Source organism: Pseudomonas sp. FDAARGOS_761 (assembly GCF_013343155.1).
GTDB lineage: Bacteria > Pseudomonadota > Gammaproteobacteria > Pseudomonadales > Pseudomonadaceae > Pseudomonas > Pseudomonas aeruginosa.
On record NZ_CP054572.1, the window covers coordinates 1,441,748 to 1,459,590 of the forward strand.

Genomic DNA, 17,843 nt, shown 5'->3' on the forward strand with positions numbered 1-17,843 from the left:
TTCCCCTCAGTAACGGAACAGGCGCCAGCCCAGCAGGCGGGCGGCCAGCACCAGCAACTTGGCCATGGCGAAGTAGAGGACGGCGGCCAGGGCGAAGTATTCGAAGGTGCGGAAGGTCTTGACGTTGAGCGCCTGGGTGACGCCGGTGAGGTCGTCGGTCAGGCCCACCACCACGCCGAGGGAGGTCATCAGCATGGCCCAGACCAACTGGTTGGTCAGCGGGTAGAACACCACCCGCAGCAGCTGCGGGATCACCACCAGGCGATAGGCCTGCGGCGCGCTCATGCCCAGCGAGCGGGCCGCCCGCAACTGGGTCTCGGGCACCGCCTGGAGGCCGCCGCGGAAGGTCTCGGCGAGGTAGCCGGCGTTGTTGAAGGTGACCCCGGCGAGCAGGGCGAACCAGGAACTGACGTGCAGGCCGAAGGAGCCCAGGCCGAAGTAGAGGATGTAGATCTGGAACAGCGCCGGGGTATTCCGCGCGATGGAGATCCAGGCCCCGGCGGCGGCGCGCAGCGGGCGGTTGCCGCCGAGCCGGGCGAAGGCCAGGAGCAGGGCGATGAGGATGCCGAAGAGCATCGACAGCGCGGTGACCTGGAGCGTCACCAGGCTGCCGGCGAGCATCTCCGGCAGGGCGTTGAACGCCGAGCGCCAGTGGAAGGTGTAGTCGAACATCAGCAGTCCTCGCTCAGCCAGGCGGGCAGCCCGGCGGGGGCCCGTCCGCCGACGGCGGCCTCGACGCAGCCGGCGAGGCCGGCGAAGCGCACCTGGCGGCCGACCAGTCCGGGGGCGTAGTGGGCATACTTGGCGGAGTTGGTCATCAGGGTGCGCGCGCCCGGCGGCACCAGCGGTTCGTCGAGCATGCACCAGCAGGTGTCGGTGACCAGCCGCGCGCCGAACGCCCGCAGCGTCGCCAGGTGCCCGGCCGCTTCGGCCTGGGCGACGACCTGCCGGCTGCTGGTGATCACCAGCGCTACCTCCGGGTGTCTGCGGCGGCCGTGGCAGAGCGCGGCGAGCTGGGCGAATTCGCTGGCGGAGAAGTGCGGGTTGCCCAGCGCCACCAGGTCGATCCGCGTCTCGTCGGCGCTGTCCAGCTCGCGCCAGGCGTCGCGCAGGCGCTCGCGACCGACCCGCAGGGTCCGCCGCGGCGCGCGGCCGCCGAAGGCGCTGGCCAGGTCAGGGGCTTCCGGGGTGACGCCGATGACGTGGAACATCGGCACCGAGGAACTGGTGCCCAGCGCCGCGCCGAAGGCCTTGAGCGCGTCGCGGTCCGGCTGCCGCTGCCGCAGGCCGTCGATCGCCGGGATCTGTCCGTCGCAGAGCAGGCCGCAGAGGTAGCCGAGGGTAGGGTAGAAGGCATCGTCGACGCTGCCGAGGTCTTCCACTTCGATCAGTACCCGCGCCTGGCGCTGCTCGTCGAGGTGGCAGCCGGCCAGCGGCGCGCGACCGGTGAGGGCGCAGCAGATATCCATGAAGTCGGCGTACTTGTTGGTGCGTGCGCCGAGCACGCTGTTGGCGAAGAGCACCGCGTTGGACTCGGCCCAGACGATCTGTTCGCCGGCACGCGCGCTGTCGTCGAGCAGGTAGGGCGCGCAGGTGAAGCTGGGCTGCGCGCCCATGTCGAGATAGGCCTGGGCCAGGGCCGCGGCTGGCTCGCCGAGGGCGGCGGGTACGCCCTGTTCGCGCCAGCGGCGCTGGTCCACGGAGATGGCGTTGAGGGTGGTCGGTACCCGCACCCGGGCACCGAGGTCGCGCAGGGTCTCGGCGAAGCGCAGGCCGGCCGGGCCGGTGTAGATGCAAGCGTCGATGTGCGCGCGCTGGATCTCGACCAGCCGTTGCGCGCCCTGCAACGCCGCCATGCGCAGGACGATGCGCATCGCCAGGCGCGCGGCTTCGCCGTGTTCGCCGGCGAGCAGGGCCTGGTCGAAGGCGTCCAGTCGCGGGCCGGCATCGGTCGCCAGCGCTTCGGCGGGCCGGGCCTCCAGCGGCGGCGGGGCATCGCGGTGGAGTTCCAGGCGACCGTCGGCCAGGCGCGCCCAGGGATAGGCGGCGAGTTCGTCGAAGCGCTCGCCGAGACAGGCGATGGGTAGCGAGCGGCCGAACAGTTCCTCGGCGACGATCGCGCCGAGGGCGAGGATTTCGTCCGGTTCGCGCAGGAGGATCGCCGCCGGCGCACGTCCGCCGAGGATCAGTTCCAGCAGTACGCTGCTGCCGGTGCAGGAGCCGCGCCCACCGGGAATCGCCAGCAGCCTGCCGTGCAGATGGCGGCCGCTGAGCGGGTGGTGACGGTCGATCACTTCCGCGCTGCGCGGGTCGACGCCGCCCCAGAAGCTCAGGCCGGTCGGTGCGTACAGCAGTTCGCCGGACGCGCTGCCGGCGACCAGGGTACGGGGAACGATGAGGTGTGCGTGCTTCATCGGCGCATCCAGGACGGGGGGAAACGGCGCGGCCCGGCGGCGGACCGCGCCCTCGGCTTCAGCGGTAGACCGCGCTGGTGGTCAGCTCCGGCGCCGTGCCGCCGACCCATTTCTGCGCCAGCTCGGCGTAGCGGCCGGTGCGCACCTGCTGGTTGATGAACAGGTTCAGGTAGTTGAGCAGGCCGTATTCGTTGCGCTTGGCGCCGAGGGCCACGTAGTCGATGTCATAGGGCGCGTCACCGGCGATCTTCAGGCCCTTGTACTTGCCCGACTTGATCCACGAGGCGGCGACGGTGGAAGAGACGACCGTGGCGTCGATATGCCCCTGGCTGATCGCCAGGGCGGTGTCGGCCTCGGACTGGTAGGCGCGGAAGCTGCCCTTGGCGTCGCCCCAGGCCTTGCTGTCCTTCTCCAGGGCCAGCGCCTCGAAGGTGCCGGCGGTGCCGCCGACCGGGCGGCCCTTGAGGTCCTCGTAGCTGGCGATGCCGGTGTCCTCGCGGGTCAGTACCACCTTGACGAAGGCGAAGTAGGGGATGCTCATGCCGATGGTCTTGGCCCGCTCCAGGGTGTCCGAGGTGGACGCGACGATCACGTCGGCGCGACCCGATACCAGTGCCGGGATGCGGTCGGGAAAGGGCGTCTCGACGATCTCCGCCTTGACGTCCAGGGCCTTCGCCAGGTCGTTGCAGTAATCGACGTCGAAGCCCACCGGGTTGTTCTGCGCATCGCGCGAGCCCATCGGCGGAAAGTCCAGGGTGACGGCGCAGCGCAGCTTGCCGGACTCGATGATGTCGTCGAGCTTGTCGGCCTGGGCGAGACCGGCGAGGGAACAGCCCAGGGCAGCGGTGAGGGCTAGGGCAAGGGTCTTCTTGGTATTCATGGGGGCCTCTGGCGATGCGGTTGAGCGGAAGGGCGGCACATCTCGTATTTGTGATTTCGTATACGATATTTTAAGCGAGCAATGGCTGTGCCAGAACCTCGTCCGACGCCGATAAAAAATCTTTCGCTGGAGCGCGACCGCTTTGGCTGGCGCGTCGCTGTGCCATGCCGCGCCGGACTGCGCCCCGCTCGGACGCGGCCGGCGGTGTTACAAAAGGGAGCAGGATTGCTACCGCCGCCCCCTGGCGGGGCGAGGCGTTACGCTTTTCGGGGCTGGCGATGGGTCTCGCGGTATTGGCTCGGCGAGAGTCCGGTGAGCGCCTTGAACTGGCGGCTGAAGGCGCTGTGGTCGGTGTAGCCGCAGCGCAGGGCGATCTCGGTGATCGGCGCGTCGCCGGCGAGCAGTTGCGAGGCGGCGCCGAGCCGCGCCTTGTGGATCATCTGCCGTGGGGTGAGCTGGAAGATGCGCTTGCAGTGACGCTCCAGTTGCGCCACCGAGAGCCCGGCGATGGCGGTGAGATCGGCGAGGCTGAGCGGCTGGTCGTAGTGCTCGCGGATATGCGCGTCCACCGCCGCCAGCCGGCCGTAGGCCGGGTGCGCCGACTGCGCCGCCGGCAGGTCGTGGGAGATGCCGGCCATGCCGATGATCGCCCCGTCGGCATCGCGCAGCGCCTGCTTGTGGGTCAGGCACCAGCCCGGCTGGCGACCGGGATAGAGGTGCAGCTCCAACTGGTTCTCCAGCGTCGCGCCGCCGCGCAGCACGCGCCGATCCTGCTCGGCATAGAGCGGACCTAGGCTGGAAGGGAAGACCTCGTCGGCGCTGCGGCCGAGCAGTTCGGCCTTGTCCTTCACGCCGCAGCGGCGTGCCAGGGTGCGGTTGACCAGGACGTAGCGGGCGCGCTCGTCCTTGACGAAGAACACCACGCCGGGCATGGCGTCGAGCAGCGCCTCGACCTGGCGCAGGCTGGCCAGCAGGCTGGCGAGGTCGGCGGGGGGCGGGGCGGCGAGCAGGTCGTGCATCGGGGCGAAGGCCTGGCTGGGGGACCGCGCCAGCATACGGGGCGCCGGCGGCCGGGAACAGGGCCCGGCCGCGCGCCTCAGTTGCCCGGCGAGTCGCAGCGCAATGGCACCGTGCGCACGCGGCGCAGGTAGAAGAGGCAGGTGGCGCCGAGCAGCAGCGTCATCAGGACGAACTCGACGGCCAGGGTCGTCTGCGTCGCTTCCAGGTAGTCGCCATGGCGCTCCAGCCTGTGCGCGAACACCGCGCCGAGCAGCGCCGAGCCGAGGCCGAGGGAGGCCTGCTGGACGGTGGCGAGCATGGCGCTGCCGGCGCCGGCCTGGGCGGTCGGCACCTCCGAGAGGCCGATGCGGAAGAAGCTGCTGACGATGAACGCCTGGCCGAAGCCGATCACCAGGGTCGCCGGCGCCAGGTTGAGGATGCCCGGCTGCGGCCAGACCCGTTGCAGGGTCAGCATCAGGCCGAGCAGGCCGCACATCTGGATGACGCAGCCGAGCAGCAGCAGGCGTACCGGGCCGATCCGCGCCGCCACCCGGGCGGTGAGCAGCGCCGAGACGAAGTAGGAAGCGCCGAGGGCGATGAAGGCATTGCCGGCCTGCACCGGCGAGAGACCGGCGCCGGCCTGCAGGGCCAGGGCAAGGGCGAACATGAAGCCGCTCCAGCAGGCGAAGAACAGGATCGCCAGCAACAGGCCGAAGCGGATGCTCGGCAGGCGCAGCAGCGACGGCGGCAGCAACGGCCAGGCCTGGCGGCGTTCCTGGCGCAGCTCGGTGCGCCACAGCCAGGCCAGCAGCGGCACCGCCGCCGCCAGCAGCAGGGCGCAGGGCCAGGACCAGTGCAGCGATGGGCCGAGAGCCAACGGCAGCAGCAGGCAGAGGATCAGCGCGGCGAGCAGCAGGGTGCCCGGCGCGTCGACGCGGGCGGCATGCTCGGCGCGGGTCTCCGGTACCCAGCGGCGGCTGCAAAGGAGAATGCCGAGGCAGATCGGCAGGTTGATCAGGAACACGCTGCGCCAGCCGAGGCCGCCGATGTCGGCGGAGACCAGGAAGCCGCCGAGCACCTGGCCGACGACGAAGGCCAGGCCGCCGATGGCGCCGTAGGCGGCCAGCGCGCGGGAATGCGCGTGGCCGCTGAGGCTGACATGCAGGGTGGCGAGGATCTGCGGCACGACCAGCGCCGCGCCGACGCCCTGTAGGGCGCGCGCCACCAACAGCAGCCAGACCGAACCGGCCAGCCCGCAAAGCAACGAGGCGACGGCGAACAGGGCGACGCCGAGATCGAACAGGCGGCGACGGCCGTAGTTGTCGCCAAGCCGGCCGCCCATCGCCAGGCACACGGCGAAGGCCACGCCGTAGACGGCGACGATCAGTTCCAGTTCGGTTTCGCTGGCGCCGAGGGAATGGGCGAGGGCGTCGAGGGCGACGTTGACGATGGAGAAATCGATCATCGGCAACAGTTGCCCCGCCAGCAGGATGCAGAGCCCGGCGAGGCCGAGCCGCGACGACGAGACGGCGCTGGGCATGGGCGGAGTCCTTGTGCGGAAGGGAGTGGGCTGGCAGCATGCGCTTCTGGCTAACCCGGTACCAGTTCTTGCTTATCCTGGTATTGGCGCTACCCGTCTGCCCTCCGGAGGACTTCGCCATGCCCCTCGACGCCCCTGCCAGCCACTCTGCGGAAAGCCCCGCGCAGCCGTCCCGCGCCGAACAGCTGGGGGCCTTCCTGCGCCGCCGGCGGGAAAGCATCGAGCCGCAGCGGGTCGGCATTTCCCGCCTCGGCCGCCGACGCACGCCGGGCCTGCGTCGCGAGGAGGTGGCGCAGCTCGCCGGGGTCGGCGTGACCTGGTACACCTGGCTGGAGCAGGGCCGCGCGGTACGCGCCTCGGAGCAGGTGATCGGAGCCATCGCCCGGGCCCTGCTGTGCAACGAGACGGAAACCCACCACCTGTTCAACCTCGCCGGGCTGGCCGCGCCGACCTCGGCGCGGCGGGCGGTCTGCGAGAAGCCCTCGGCCGCCACCCAGGCCATCCTCGATGCCCTCGACCCGTTGCCGGCCATGGTGCAGAACGCCCGTTTCGACATCCGCGGCTACAACCGCGCCTATTGCCGGCTGGTGGGCATCGACCTGGCGGAGATCCCCGAGGAAGACCGCAACTGCATCTACCTGGCGCTGACCCACGAGCGCTGGCGCTACTGCATGGCCAACCGCGAGGAGGCGTTGCCGCGGATGGTCGGCTTCTTCCGCGCGGCAATGGTCGAGCGCATGGGCGATCCGCTGTGGGAGCGGCAGTTGCAGCGCTGCCTGGAGGTTTCGGCGGAGTTCCGCGAGATCTGGCGGCGCAATGAGGTGATGGGTATCGAAAACCAGCTCAAGCGCTTCCGTCATGCGCGCTGCGGCGAATTCGAACTGCAGCAGACCAACTGGTGGTCGGCGCCGAAGAACGGCGATCGCCTGCTGGTCTTCGTCCCCCTCGACGACCACGCTCGCGACTGCCTGGAGCAACTGTGAGTCGGCGCCCTGTCCCGTAGCCAGCGCCTGCTCGACCTGCTGCAGATTCTGCGCCGGCATCGTTACCCGGTGGCCGGGCATGTGCTTGCCGGCGAACTGGGGATCAGCCTGCGCACGCTCTACCGCGATATCGCCACCCTGCGACAGCAGGGCGCGCACATCGAGGGCGGCGCCGGCGCCAGGCGTTGCTGCGCGAGTGGCGTGAACGGGAAAGCATCGCCGCGCAGTGAGCGACTGCTGCCGGAAACTGACAGACGGCCACCGCCTGCGGGTCTAGCGCCCGGCGCTGTAGCGGCTCAGAGCCGGAACTCCTCGGCGATCAGTTCGCCGAGGCGCTCCAGCGCCGGCGGCCGCTCTCCCGGGGCGAAGGCCAGGCGAATGCGGTGGGCGGGCAGTTCGGCGAAGCCCTCCGCCGGCCCCAGCACGCGCATCGTCGGGCCGACCCGCGCACGGTCGATCACGCCGATCGCCAGGCCGCCTTCGATGGCCGCTTCCAGCGCCGCCGCGCCGGGACTGCTGACCACCGTGCGCCAGCGCCGGCCCGTCGCGCCGAGGGCTTCCAGCAGCGCCTGCCGATAGGGACAACCCTGGCCGTGCAGGGCCAGCGGCAGCGGGCGTTGCGGATCGATCCGCAGGCCGTGGCCGGCGACCCACACCGGCTGGGTGCCGCCGATCTCGCGGGAGTGCCCGTCGTACGGGGTTTCGTCTTGCGCTTGCACCAGCAGGGCGAGGTCCAGCTGGCCGCGCCGCAGGCGTCCGGCCAGCCTGCCGCTGGCGTCGGTGAGCACCTCCAGCTCCAGCGCCGGCAGTTCCGCGCCGAGGCGTGGCAGGAGGCGGCCGAGCAGCTTGCCGGCGTATTCCTCGGAAATGCCGAAGCGCACCCGCAGCGGCTCTTCCCGTCTGCGCAACCCGGCGAGCACGCGGTCGTGGGTCTCCAGCAGCTCGGCGGTCTGGCGCTGGAACCGCTGCCCCAGCGGGGTCAGCCGCACCGACTGGTTGTCGCGCTCGAACAGCCGGCCGCCGGCCAGTTCCTCCAGGCGCCGGACGTGGGTGCTCACCGCCGAGGGGCTGCGGTTGAGGTGGCTGGCCGCGGCGAGAAAGCGGCCGAAGCGCAGGATGGCATGGAAGGTACGCAGCAGCTCGATATCCAGGTTGGCGCTCATGGTTCCGATTTCCTGCATGACTGGTGCAGATAGTTTCGTTTGATAGTAGCGGCGGAGGCCGCCTAGCCTCGACTCGAACCTGACCGACGGAGGCGAGCGATGCGCGCGACCACCTGCACCCCGCGAGCGATGCCCGGGGCGACCCGCCTGCTGGCCGTGCAACTGGGCATGGTACTGGCCTGGAGTTCCGGCTTCGTCGGCTACCGCTATGCCATGGAACAGGCGCCGGTGTTCCTCACCAGCTTCTGGCGCTTCGCCGTCTGCCTGGCGCTGCTGCTGCCCTTCGCCTGGGCCGGGCTGCGCCGGTTGTCGGCGCGCCAGTGGCGGCGCCAGGCGCTGATCGGGGCGTTGGCCTACGCGGGCTACATCGCGCCGATCGCCAAGGCCATCGAACTCGGCGTCTCGCCGGGCGTGGCGGCGCTGATGGCCGACCTGTTGCCGCTGCTGGTGGCCTTGCTGGCGCTGGTCCTGCCGGGGCAGCGAACGCGGCCGGGGCAGTGGCCGGGGATCGCCCTGGGCGTCGCCGGGGTGCTCTGGGCCGGGCATGCGGCGCTGGCGCTGGGGTGGGCGCCGGGCTGGGCCTACGGCCTGCCGCTGCTGGGCATGCTGGCGCTGGCCCTGGCCACCCTGTTGCAGAAGCGCTGGGACGACGCGCCGGGATCGCTGGCCGTGGTGCTGTTCGTGCAGATCGGCGCCGCGCTGCCGGCGTTCGCCGGCCTGGCGGTGGCGGAGGGTAGCCTGCGGCCGCCGCTGTCCGGCGGATTCCTGTTCGGGCTCGCCTGGCTGGTGCTGCTGCCCACCTTCGGCGGCTACGGCCTGTACTGGCTGGGCCTGCGCCATCTTTCCGCACAGGGCGGCAGCGCGGCGCTGTACCTGAGCCCGGCGCTGACCCTGCTATGGGCGCACTGGATGTTCGCCGAGCCGCTGACACCCATGCTGCTGGGTGGTCTGCTGCTGTCGCTGGCCGGCCTCGGCTGGCTGTATCGCGCCGAGCGTCGCTAGCCGGCGTCGCCCTGCCAGCGGGCCAGGGTCTCCAGGCGCGCCGGGCTGAACGGCGGACGCGGCGCCGGAGGCGTCCAGCCGAACAGGAATTGCGCGGCGCTGCCGCATATCCGCCCCTGGCAGGCGCCCATGCCGCAACGGCTGTGCAGCTTGGCCTCGGTCCAGCCGGCATGCCCGGCCAGCGCGGCCAAGGGGACGTCTTCGCAACGGCAGACCAGGGTATCCGCCTCCGCCAGTTCACGCAGTTCGGCACGCAGGGCGAAGTGTCGCGCCAGGGTGTCGGCGAAGCCCTGCCAGCGTCGCCGTCGTGGCCACAGGCGGCGAGCCGCGTCGCGCTCGTCGACGGCGGCATGGCCGGCGATGGCGCCTTCCACCAGGGCCAGTTCGCTGCCGCCGAAGCCGGTGCATTCGCCGGCGGCGTAGTGGTCGGGCAGGCTGCCGGCCTGCCATTCGTCGACGGCGAGCGCCTGGCCGTCGAGGCGATAGCCGAGGGCCTGGCCGAGTTGCACGTTGGGCACCAGGCCGAAGCCGCAGGCCAGGCGTTCGCAGGCGATCTCGCGGACCCGACCGCCTTCGCGCAGGCGCACGGCTTCCAGGCGCTCCTCGCCGAGGGCGGCGAGCACGTAGCTGTCGGCGCGGTAGCTACGGGCGAACAGGCCGGCGGCCTGCCACAGCTTACCGGGCCAGCGCGGGAGGCGTACGGCGAAGGCGGCCAGGGTTCTCGCCGGCGCCTGTTCGGCGACGCGCAGCAGGCGCGCCCCGCACTGGCTGGCGCTGGCGGCGCTGGCCAGCAGCAGCGGGCCGGAGCCAGCCACCACCAGGCGCTGGCCGGCCAGTGGCAGGCCGCCCTTGGCCAACGCCTGCAGGCCGCCGGCGCCGGTGACGCCGGGGAGGGTCCAGCCGGGAAACGGCAGCAGCAGTTCGCGGGCGCCGGTGCAGAGGACCAGGCGTCGGTAGCCGACCTGCCAGCCACGTTGCGGGTCTTCCAGCAACAGGCGCCTGCCGGGACCGCAGGCGACCACCCGGGTCGCCGGGAAGTGCTCGACATTGGCGTGCCCGGCCAGGCGTTGACGCATCTGATGGGCACGCGGCGGCAGGTTGGCATGCGGGCCGTCGCGCCAGATCTGTCCGCCGGCGGCCGGGTTGTCGTCGACCAGGGCGATGCGCGCGCCGCTCGGCGCGGCGGCCAGCGCTGCGGCCAGGCCGGCGGGGCCGGCGCCGACGATCAGCAGGTCGTAGTCGGCGCTCATGCCTGGGTCTCCACGCGCATGCCGGCTTGGCAGACGGTCTGGCAGGCCAGGCGTCGCCGACCGTCGATCAATACCCGGCATTCCTGGCACGCGCCCATGCCGCAGAACGGCGCGCGCCGCCCGCCGCCGACCGCGCTGCGGGAGCAGCCGTCGCCGCCGAGGGCGAGGGCGGCCGCCACGCTGGTACCGACGGCGACCCGCAGCGGACGCCGGTCGATGAACAGTTCGATCATGGCCGGGCACTCCCGGAGCTGAAGAGGAAGCGTCGCGGCAGATAAGGCGTGGGATCCAGCGGCGGCGTTTCGCCGAACAACTGGGCGGCGAGCAGGCGCGCGCTGCCCGGCGCGGTGGTCACACCCAGGCCCTCGTGGCCGACCGCCAGCCACAGGCCCGGCTGCGCCGGGTGCTCGCCGAGCAGCGGCAGGCCGTCCGGAGTGGCGGCGCGGAAGCCGGTCCAGGCACGGATCGCATTGAGGCCGGCGAGCCCCGGCAGGTAGTCCAGGGCACGCCGCAGCATGCGCGCCAGCACCGGGCCTTCCACCTGCGGGTCGAGCGTGTCGAACTGCCGCGAGGAGCCGAGGAAGACCTGCCCGGTGGGGCGCGGCTGGGCGTTGAAGGCTACCGAGGTACCGCTGCTGGCGTGGGCGCTGCTGACATAGCCGAGTTCCACCAGTTGATGGCGGAGGGTGCCGGGATAGCGGTCGGTGATCAGCAGGTGGCCTTTCTTCGGGCGGATCGGCAGCTCCGCGCACAGCTCGCCGGCATGGATGCCGTTGGCCAGCACCAGCGCCTCGGCGCTCAGCCAGCGGCCGTCGGCCAGGCGCAGGCGGCTGCCGTCCACTTCGCTGACTTCGGCGTGCAATCGACGCAGGCGCGGGCCGGCTCGTTCGAGCAGCCAGCGCGCCGCGTTGGGCGCGTAGAGGATGCCGTCGCCCGGCACCTTCAGGGCGCCGGCGAGGCCTGGCCGCAAGACCGGTTCCAGGTCACGCAGGCGCGCGGCGTCGAGCATCTCGCAGGCGACGCCGGCGGCCAGCAGGGCCTGGCGCTTGCGCTCGGCTTCGGCGAGTTCGGCGGCGTCGGCGGCCAGCCAGAGGGTACCGCAATTGCGGTACGCGCAGTCTTCCGGCAGATCCGCCGCCCAGGTGCGCCAGGCCTGGATCGAGTAGTCGCTGAGGGCCAGTTCGGCCGGGTTGTCGTCCATCGCCACCAGGTGCCCCATGCCCACCGCGGTGGCACCGCCGCGGCGGCTGTCCAGCACCAGTACGTCGAGGCCGCGACGCGCCAGTTCATGGGCGCAGGCGCTGCCGACGATGCCGGCGCCGACCACGATGACCTCGGCGTTCACCGGCGGATGCCCCAGGCGAACGGATCGTCGTCCGCCAGCAGCAGGGTGGCTTCCGCGCTGACGTGGGCGCGGCCGCGGATGGTCGGCACGATACGCCCGCCGGGCTGGCCGTCGAGCCATTCGTAACGCCCCTCGAACTGGCTGCCGATCACGCTCGCCTGGCGCCAGGGCTGGCCGGGCAGCAGCTTGCCGTCGGCGGCCAGGCAGGCCAGCTTGGCACTGGTGCCGGTGCCGCAGGGCGAGCGGTCGTAGGCCTTGCCGGGGCAGAGCACGAAGTTGCGGCTGTCGGCGTGGGGGTCGTCGGCGAACAGTTCGATGTGATCGATGGCGCCGCCGTCCTCGCCGCGGATGTCCTGGTCGTCCAGCGCCTGCTGGACGGCGACGGTGTAGGCGGTGAGGGCGTCGAGGTTGTCGCCGGCGAGGCGCTGGCCGTGTCCGGCGACCAGGAAGAACCAGTTGCCGCCCCAGGCGATGTCGCCGCTGACCCGGCCGATGCCGGGCACTTCGACGCTGACCTGGCGACGGTAGCGGTAGGCCGGCACGTTGCGCACGCTGACCGAGCCGTCCTCGTGGAGGGTCGCCTCGACCTCGCCGACCGGCGTCTCGATGCGGTGCACGCCGGGACCGATCCGCCCGAGGTGTGCCAGCGAGGCGACCAGGCCGATGGTGCCGTGGCCGCACATGCCGAGGTAGCCACTGTTGTTGAAGAAGATCACTCCGGCACAGGCTTCGGGATCGACCGGTGCGCAGAGCAGGGCGCCGACCAGTACGTCGCTGCCGCGCGGCTCGAGGATGCAGGCGGCGCGCCAGGCGTCGTGGCGCTCGCCGAGCAGGCGCCGGCGCTCGGCCATGTCGCCGTGGCCGAGATCGGGAAAGCCGCCGATGACCAGGCGGGTGGGCTCGCCGCCGGTATGCGAATCGATGATGCGGATGCGTTGCATGGTGGCCCTCGCCTGTGCCGGGGTATGCGCCACAGGGTGGCGTTTCGGCGGGGCGGGGCGCTTGAGGGTTTTCGCTCAGGCGAGTGACGAAAGCGGCATAGCCGGGATGGCCCGGCTCAGGTGCTGGCCGGGCGGTTCGGCAGGTGTTCGTAGAGGGTCCGGCAGACCCCGACGATATGTGCCTCGATCAGTGCCGCGGCCCGTTCAGCATCGCCGGCGCGACAGGCGGCGACGATCTCGCGGTGTTCCTGGTCGGCGCGCTGCTTGCCTTCGGACAGGCTCATCTGCATGCGCAGGTAACGTTCCAGCTTGTCGTGGATGGAGCGGATCAGGTTGACCAGGAACGGCCGCTGTGCCGGTTCGTAGAGACAGGCGTGCAGTTGCCAGTTGAGTTCGGCCCAGCGTCCGACGTTGTCTTCGCCGACGAAGTCGGCGCAGATCGCCTCGGCGCGGGCGAAGGTGGTCTCGTCCATGTTCGGCACCGCCAGGCGGATCGCCTGCGCCTCGAGCAGCACCCGCACTTCGAACATCTGCGCCAGTTCCGGTTCGGAAATACGCGTCACCACCGCGCCCTTGTTGCGCTGGAACAGCACCAGGCCTTCCGCTTCCAGGCGCTTGAGGGCCTCGCGGACGGGAATCTTGCTGACATTGAAGAGTTGCGCGATGTCGTCCTGGCGGATCGGTTCGTCCTCGGCGAAATGCCCGGCGATGATCGCTTCGCGCAGGTGCTTGGCGATGATCTCGGAGGCCGAAGGGGCGATGCCCAGGTTAGGGGCGTTGAGCATGGAGAGAGGCAAGCGGGGCAACCTGCGTGGCGTTGGGAACGTGCGGGATATTGTATACGAACGTTCGGCGGCTGCCGCTGCCGGTTGGCGCCTTCTGCGCAGGCGTGTTGGTCGGCTTCAGTGGGCCTCCGTGGCGCATGTTTCGCAGGGCGAAACGCTCTTCCGGAAAGTTCGGGGAGAGGCTGGACAATAGAAAATTAGCTTGCTAATAATTCGCTCGCTCATGTATTTCGGGGCGTCCGCGATGGCCAAGCCTTCCTTCTTTTCCTCCGACCTGGTGCAGGTGCTGCTGTGCCCGCGCCTGCACGAACTGCAGTTCGCGGTGAAGGCCCTGCTGGCCGGCGGGTTGGCCCTGTACCTGGCCTTCAGCCTGGAGCTGGAGCAGCCGCAATGGGCATTGATGACGGTGTTCGTGGTCAGCCAGCCCTATAGCGGCATGGTCCTGGCCAAGGGCATGTTCCGCCTGATCGGCACCTGCGCCGGTGCGCTGGTGTCCATCGGCATGGTCGCGCTCTATGGCCAGGCATCGCTGCCCTTCCTCCTGCTGATGGCGCTCTGGCTGGCGTTCTGCACCGCCGGCGCGTCGCTGCTGCACAACCATGCGTCCTACGGTTTCGTCCTGGCCGGCTACACCGCGGCGATCGTCGCCCTGCCGGCCAGCGCCGATCCGGCGACGGTGTTCGACCAGGCGGTGGCCCGCTGCTCGGAGATCGGCCTGGGCATCCTCTGCGCGGCGCTGGTGAATGTACTGCTCTGGCCGCGGCGCCTGGAACGCCAGTTGGCGAACCAGGGCAAGGCGGCCTGGGAGGCCGGCTTGCAGGCGGCCGCGGCGGAGCTGCGCGGCGCCGACGAACGCGGCGAGCTGCTCGCGGCGCTGGGGCGGATCGCCGCGGCGGACGCCCAGCGCGACCACGCCTGGTTCGAGGGTGCGCTCGGCCGCGCCCGCTCCCAGGCCTTGCGCGTGCTAGGCCTCGACCTGCTCGGCCTGCTGCGCGCGGCGCGCAAGGTGGCTCGCGAGCGGAGGCTGCTCGATCCGGCCAGCGCGCACGCCTTGCAGCCCTGGCTGGAAGAACTCGAGGCACTGTTGCGCGAGGGCCGCCAGGCCGAGTTCGAGGCCTGCCGGCAGCGCTTGCGCCTGGCGCTGGACGCGGCGCACGGACAGTTGCACCTGTGCCTGGTCTGCCTCGAACGCCTGCTCGGCGAGGCGAGGGCGGCCGGGCGCAGCGTCGAGGCGCTGGTCTATGGCGCGCCCACCCGCCAGGCGCCGGGCGCCGTCGCCTGGCACCGGGACATCGAGCGCGGCGTGCTGTTCGGCCTGCGCAGCGCCCTGGCGTTCCTCTGCGTGGCCGCGTTCTGGCTGGCCAGCGCCTGGCCGAGTGGGTTGGGCGCGGTGTCGATCACCGGCGTGGTGCTGAGTCTCTTCGCCAGCCGCGACAACCCGGCCCAGGCCGGCCTGAACTTCCTTCGCGGGATCCTCCTGTCGATCCCGCTGGCCGGCTTCGTCGCACTGTTCTACCTGCCCGGCGTGGACGGCTTCCCGCTGCTCTGCCTGGGCCTGGGCGTACCGCTGTTCTTCGCCGCGCTGTGCGTGAACCGGGCGAGCCTGGCCGGGATCGCCTCGCCGTTCTGCATCTTCTTCGTGAAGAACGTCGCGCCGAGCAACAGCATGAGCTACGACCTCGCGCACTTCCTCAACAACGCCCTGTCGACGGTGCTTGGGGTGGCCTTCGCCGTGCTGGTGTTCAACCTGGTCAGCCTGCGGCCGGGCGAACGCCATTACCGGCGCATGCTGCAGGCCACCCTCGGCGACCTGGCGCGGCTCACCCTGCGCTCGCCGGCGCAGGCCGAGGCCTGGTTCGGCGGGCGCACCGCGGATCGCCTGATCCGCCTGGCGCAGCGCTACGACCGTTTACCGGAGGGGCGCCGCCAGCCCTGGTCGGACGGCCTGATGGGACTCGACTTCGGCGACGAGCTGCTCTACCTGCGGCAGTGCCTGGAGGAGGTCCCGGCGTCCCTGGCGCAGGCCCGCGACCGCTACCTGCGGCGCCTGCGCCTGGCGCTGCTGGGCGATGGCCCGCGGGCCGAGCGTGAACACGCCCTCGACCCGCCGACCGCGCGCCTGCTCAAGGCCCTGGCCGCCAGCCCGCTGGCCGGCAGCGAACGCGGCGAGCTGGCCGGCGCCGCGCTGGTGCAGTTGCAGGCCACCTGGCGGCAGTGGTGCCGCAGCCATGCTCCGGCCGGGACGGCGCTGCGCGCGGACCCGCTCCCCGGAGCCGGGCGCTAGTTCTGCGGTGGCCGGCCACATTGACCGCGCAAGCCCCGAACCACTAAGCTGCGCGCCTTGCGACAGGTGCCCCGCAAGGGGTGAAACAGGGAAGCTGGTGCGTTCCGTCGGAACCAGGCCAGCGCTGCCCCCGCAACGGTAGGCGAATCAGACAGCCGCTCGATGACCACTGTGCTCCGGCATGGGAAGGCGCGGCTGGAAGCGTCCAGCGCTTCGCTCGCGAGCCCGGAGACCGGCCTGACGCACCCACGGCATCGCGGAGGGCGCTGTCGGACGTCTCCTGCCGTCGCTTCGTCCTCCGTCTGCCTCAACCCAGGTCGCGCGGGTGAGAGCGACGGAGCAGCGCAGAGCATGAACAGAGTTTTCCTGACCCCGGCAGCCGTGGCGCTGTGCGGCGCGTCTTCCCTGAGCCTGGCCGAACCGGTCAGCCTTGCCGACCAGGTGGTGACCGCCACCCGTACCGCCCAGACCGCTTCCCAGAGCCTGGCGGCGGTGAGCGTCATCGACCGCGAGGATATCGAGCGCAGCCAGGCGCGCAGCGTGCCGGAGCTGTTGCGCCAGGTACCCGGCGTGTCGCTGGCGAACAACGGCGGTTTCGGCAAGAACACCACGCTGTTCCTGCGCGGCACCGAGTCCGACCATGTGCTGGTGCTGATCGACGGCATCAAGGTCGGCTCGGCCAGCGCCGGCCTCACCGCGTTCCAGGACTTGCCGGTGGAGCTGATCGAGCGCATCGAGGTGGTCCGCGGGCCGCGTTCCAGCCTGTACGGCTCGGAGGCCATCGGCGGGGTGATCCAGATCTTCACCCGGCGCGGCGACGGCCAGGGCGCCAAGCCGTTCTTCTCCGCCGGTTACGGCACCCATCAGACCCTGGAGGGCAGCGCCGGGGTCAGCGGCGGCGCTGGCAACGGCTGGTACAGCCTCGGGGTGAGCAGTTTCGATACGGCGGGGATCAACACCAAGCGCGCCGGTACTGCGGGCTATGAGCCAGACCGAGACGGCTACCGCAACCTGTCCGGCAACCTGCGCGGCGGCTATCGCTTCGACAATGGCCTGGAACTCGACGGCACCCTGCTCAGGGCCAAGTCGCACAATGACTATGACCAGGTCTTCGGCAACTCCGGTTTCAATGCCAACGCCGACGGCGAGCAGAACCTGGTCGGCGGCCGTGCCCGCTTCACTCCGTTCGATCCCTGGCTGGTGACCCTCCAGGCCGGGCGCAGCGAGGACAAGGCCGATGCCTATCAGGATGGCCGTTTCTACTCGCGCTTCGATACCCGTCGCGACAGCCTGTCCTGGCAGAACGACCTGACCCTGGCCGAAGGCCATGTGCTGACCCTCGGCTACGACTGGCAGAAGGACGAGATCAGCAGCAGCGAAGCCTTCAGCGTCGACTCGCGGCTGAACAAAGGCTGGTTCGCCCAGTACCTCGGCCGGTACGGTCGCCAGGATTGGCAACTGAGCCTGCGCCGCGACGACAACCAGCAGTTCGGCGTGCACGATACCGGCAGCGCCGCCTGGGGCTACGCGCTGAGCGACGCGCTGCGCTTCACCGTCAGCTACGGCACGGCGTTCAAGGCGCCGACCTTCAACGAACTCTACTACCCCGACTACGGCAATCCCGACCTGGACGCCGAGACTTCGCGCAGCCTGGAAGTCGGGCTGAGCGGTACGCATGGCTGGGGGCACTGGGCGGTGAATGCCTTCCGTACCAACGTCGACGACCTGATCGGCAACGATCCGCGTCCGGCGCCGGGGCGCCCCTGGGGGCAGCCGAACAACATCGACGAAGCGCGCATCCGTGGCGTCGAACTGGTCCTCGGCAGCCAGTGGCTGGGCTGGGACTGGAACGCCAACGCAACCTTCCTCGACCCGCAAAACCGTTCCGGCGGCGTCAACGACGGCAACGAGCTGCCGCGCCGGGCGCGGCGGATGTTCAACCTGGAACTGGACCGGCGCTTCGAGCGTCTTTCGCTGGGCGCCAGCGTGCACGCCGAAGGCCGACGCTATGATGACCCGGCCAACAAGGTGCGCCTGGGCGGCTACGCCACCCTCGACCTGCGCAGCGAGTACCGGCTGAACGACGAATGGCGCCTGCAGGGCCGGATCGCCAACCTGTTCGGTGCCGACTACGAAACCGCGTATGGCTACAACCAGCCTGGCCAGGCGGTCTACCTCAGCGTGCGCTACCAGGCCCTGTGAGGCCGGGTATTTCGAATGAACGAGGCGACGGCGCGGCCGCGTCGCCGCAAGGAGT

15 protein-coding genes and 1 riboswitch are annotated in these 17,843 nt (G+C 70.9%); of the genes, 4 read left to right on the forward strand and 11 right to left on the reverse strand.

The window, feature by feature from the left end:
- Positions 1-6: 6 nt before the first annotated feature.
- The 5 genes from FOC67_RS06875 to FOC67_RS06895 all read right to left on the reverse strand — a co-directional run bounded on the left by FOC67_RS06875 (position 7) and on the right by FOC67_RS06895 (position 5,833).
- A complete protein-coding gene (locus FOC67_RS06875; protein WP_003082559.1) occupies positions 7-672 on the reverse strand; it encodes an amino acid ABC transporter permease in 666 nt (221 codons plus the stop codon).
- Positions 672-2,414, reverse strand: a complete 1,743-nt coding sequence (locus FOC67_RS06880; protein WP_009314890.1) for an aconitase family protein — start codon at positions 2,412-2,414, stop codon at positions 672-674. The genes FOC67_RS06875 and FOC67_RS06880 overlap by 1 nt, the downstream gene beginning before the upstream one ends.
- Positions 2,415-2,472: 58 nt before the next feature.
- The gene (locus tag FOC67_RS06885) at positions 2,473-3,294 is read right to left on the reverse strand and encodes a transporter substrate-binding domain-containing protein (RefSeq protein WP_003082561.1); all 822 of its coding nucleotides are present in this window, start codon (positions 3,292-3,294) and stop codon (positions 2,473-2,475) included.
- Between the two features lie 257 nt (positions 3,295-3,551).
- Positions 3,552-4,349 (reverse strand): AraC family transcriptional regulator, encoded by a 798-nt coding sequence (locus FOC67_RS06890; RefSeq protein WP_003110834.1) that lies wholly within the window; start codon positions 4,347-4,349, stop codon positions 3,552-3,554.
- Between the two features lie 41 nt (positions 4,350-4,390).
- On the reverse strand, positions 4,391-5,833 hold the full coding sequence (locus FOC67_RS06895; RefSeq protein ID WP_009314889.1) for an MFS transporter: 1,443 nt from the start codon (positions 5,831-5,833) through the stop codon (positions 4,391-4,393).
- A gap of 38 nt (positions 5,834-5,871) precedes the next feature.
- On the opposite strand from FOC67_RS06895, the gene FOC67_RS06900 reads away from it, so the two are divergent.
- Positions 5,872-6,816 carry a helix-turn-helix transcriptional regulator gene (locus FOC67_RS06900; RefSeq protein WP_073665459.1) on the forward strand — a complete coding sequence of 315 codons (945 nt, stop codon included), beginning with the start codon at positions 5,872-5,874 and terminating at the stop codon, positions 6,814-6,816.
- 296 nt (positions 6,817-7,112) lie between these two features.
- On the opposite strand, the gene FOC67_RS06910 is transcribed toward FOC67_RS06900, so the two are convergent.
- Positions 7,113-7,979 (reverse strand): LysR family transcriptional regulator, encoded by an 867-nt coding sequence (locus FOC67_RS06910; protein ID WP_003082572.1) that lies wholly within the window; start codon positions 7,977-7,979, stop codon positions 7,113-7,115.
- A gap of 99 nt (positions 7,980-8,078) precedes the next feature.
- Between FOC67_RS06910 and FOC67_RS06915 the strand changes: the two genes are divergently transcribed.
- Positions 8,079-8,981, forward strand: coding sequence for a DMT family transporter (locus FOC67_RS06915; RefSeq protein ID WP_009314887.1), 903 nt, complete (start codon positions 8,079-8,081; stop codon positions 8,979-8,981).
- Here FOC67_RS06915 and FOC67_RS06920 read toward each other — a convergent pair.
- The 5 genes from FOC67_RS06920 to FOC67_RS06940 all read right to left on the reverse strand — a co-directional run bounded on the left by FOC67_RS06920 (position 8,978) and on the right by FOC67_RS06940 (position 13,302).
- The gene (locus FOC67_RS06920; RefSeq protein ID WP_033954469.1) at positions 8,978-10,231 is read right to left on the reverse strand and encodes an FAD/NAD(P)-binding oxidoreductase; all 1,254 of its coding nucleotides are present in this window, start codon (positions 10,229-10,231) and stop codon (positions 8,978-8,980) included. The two genes, FOC67_RS06915 and FOC67_RS06920, sit on opposite strands and share 4 nt — an antisense overlap.
- Entirely contained in the window at positions 10,228-10,464 is a 237-nt protein-coding gene (locus FOC67_RS06925; protein WP_023095917.1) for a (2Fe-2S)-binding protein, read from the reverse strand. The genes FOC67_RS06920 and FOC67_RS06925 overlap by 4 nt, the downstream gene beginning before the upstream one ends.
- Positions 10,461-11,576, reverse strand: a complete 1,116-nt coding sequence (lhpB, locus tag FOC67_RS06930) for a D-hydroxyproline dehydrogenase subunit beta LhpB (protein WP_009314884.1) — start codon at positions 11,574-11,576, stop codon at positions 10,461-10,463. Before lhpB ends, FOC67_RS06925 begins: the two co-directional genes overlap by 4 nt.
- Positions 11,573-12,517 carry a 4-hydroxyproline epimerase gene (locus tag FOC67_RS06935; protein WP_003117444.1) on the reverse strand — a complete coding sequence of 315 codons (945 nt, stop codon included), beginning with the start codon at positions 12,515-12,517 and terminating at the stop codon, positions 11,573-11,575. Before FOC67_RS06935 ends, lhpB begins: the two co-directional genes overlap by 4 nt.
- A 116-nt stretch (positions 12,518-12,633) precedes the next feature.
- Complete coding sequence (locus tag FOC67_RS06940) at positions 12,634-13,302, reverse strand: GntR family transcriptional regulator (protein WP_003086767.1); 669 nt, start codon at positions 13,300-13,302, stop codon at positions 12,634-12,636.
- A 244-nt stretch (positions 13,303-13,546) separates the two neighbouring features.
- Between FOC67_RS06940 and FOC67_RS06945 the strand changes: the two genes are divergently transcribed.
- Complete coding sequence (locus tag FOC67_RS06945; protein ID WP_134293586.1) at positions 13,547-15,586, forward strand: FUSC family protein; 2,040 nt, start codon at positions 13,547-13,549, stop codon at positions 15,584-15,586.
- Positions 15,587-15,633: 47 nt separating this feature from the next.
- Positions 15,634-15,842: riboswitch (cobalamin riboswitch) on the forward strand.
- A 95-nt stretch (positions 15,843-15,937) separates the two neighbouring features.
- Complete coding sequence (btuB, locus tag FOC67_RS06950; protein ID WP_003111869.1) at positions 15,938-17,788, forward strand: TonB-dependent vitamin B12 receptor; 1,851 nt, start codon at positions 15,938-15,940, stop codon at positions 17,786-17,788.
- Positions 17,789-17,843: the final 55 nt, after the last annotated feature.

Coding starts and splice junctions, on each gene's coding strand:
- FOC67_RS06890 (WP_003110834.1), bottom strand. CDS start 4,349: ATGCTGGCGCGGTCCCCCAGCCAGGCCTTCGCCCCGATGCACGACCTG.
- btuB (WP_003111869.1), top strand. CDS start 15,938: ATGAACAGAGTTTTCCTGACCCCGGCAGCCGTGGCGCTGTGCGGCGCG.
- FOC67_RS06880 (WP_009314890.1), bottom strand. CDS start 2,414: ATGAAGCACGCACACCTCATCGTTCCCCGTACCCTGGTCGCCGGCAGC.
- FOC67_RS06915 (WP_009314887.1), top strand. CDS start 8,079: ATGCGCGCGACCACCTGCACCCCGCGAGCGATGCCCGGGGCGACCCGC.
- FOC67_RS06910 (WP_003082572.1), bottom strand. CDS start 7,979: ATGAGCGCCAACCTGGATATCGAGCTGCTGCGTACCTTCCATGCCATC.
- FOC67_RS06895 (WP_009314889.1), bottom strand. CDS start 5,833: ATGCCCAGCGCCGTCTCGTCGTCGCGGCTCGGCCTCGCCGGGCTCTGC.
- FOC67_RS06935 (WP_003117444.1), bottom strand. CDS start 12,517: ATGCAACGCATCCGCATCATCGATTCGCATACCGGCGGCGAGCCCACC.
- FOC67_RS06945 (WP_134293586.1), top strand. CDS start 13,547: ATGGCCAAGCCTTCCTTCTTTTCCTCCGACCTGGTGCAGGTGCTGCTG.
- FOC67_RS06925 (WP_023095917.1), bottom strand. CDS start 10,464: ATGATCGAACTGTTCATCGACCGGCGTCCGCTGCGGGTCGCCGTCGGT.
- FOC67_RS06885 (WP_003082561.1), bottom strand. CDS start 3,294: ATGAATACCAAGAAGACCCTTGCCCTAGCCCTCACCGCTGCCCTGGGC.
- FOC67_RS06920 (WP_033954469.1), bottom strand. CDS start 10,231: ATGAGCGCCGACTACGACCTGCTGATCGTCGGCGCCGGCCCCGCCGGC.
- FOC67_RS06940 (WP_003086767.1), bottom strand. CDS start 13,302: ATGCTCAACGCCCCTAACCTGGGCATCGCCCCTTCGGCCTCCGAGATC.
- FOC67_RS06900 (WP_073665459.1), top strand. CDS start 5,872: ATGCGCTTCTGGCTAACCCGGTACCAGTTCTTGCTTATCCTGGTATTG.
- FOC67_RS06875 (WP_003082559.1), bottom strand. CDS start 672: ATGTTCGACTACACCTTCCACTGGCGCTCGGCGTTCAACGCCCTGCCG.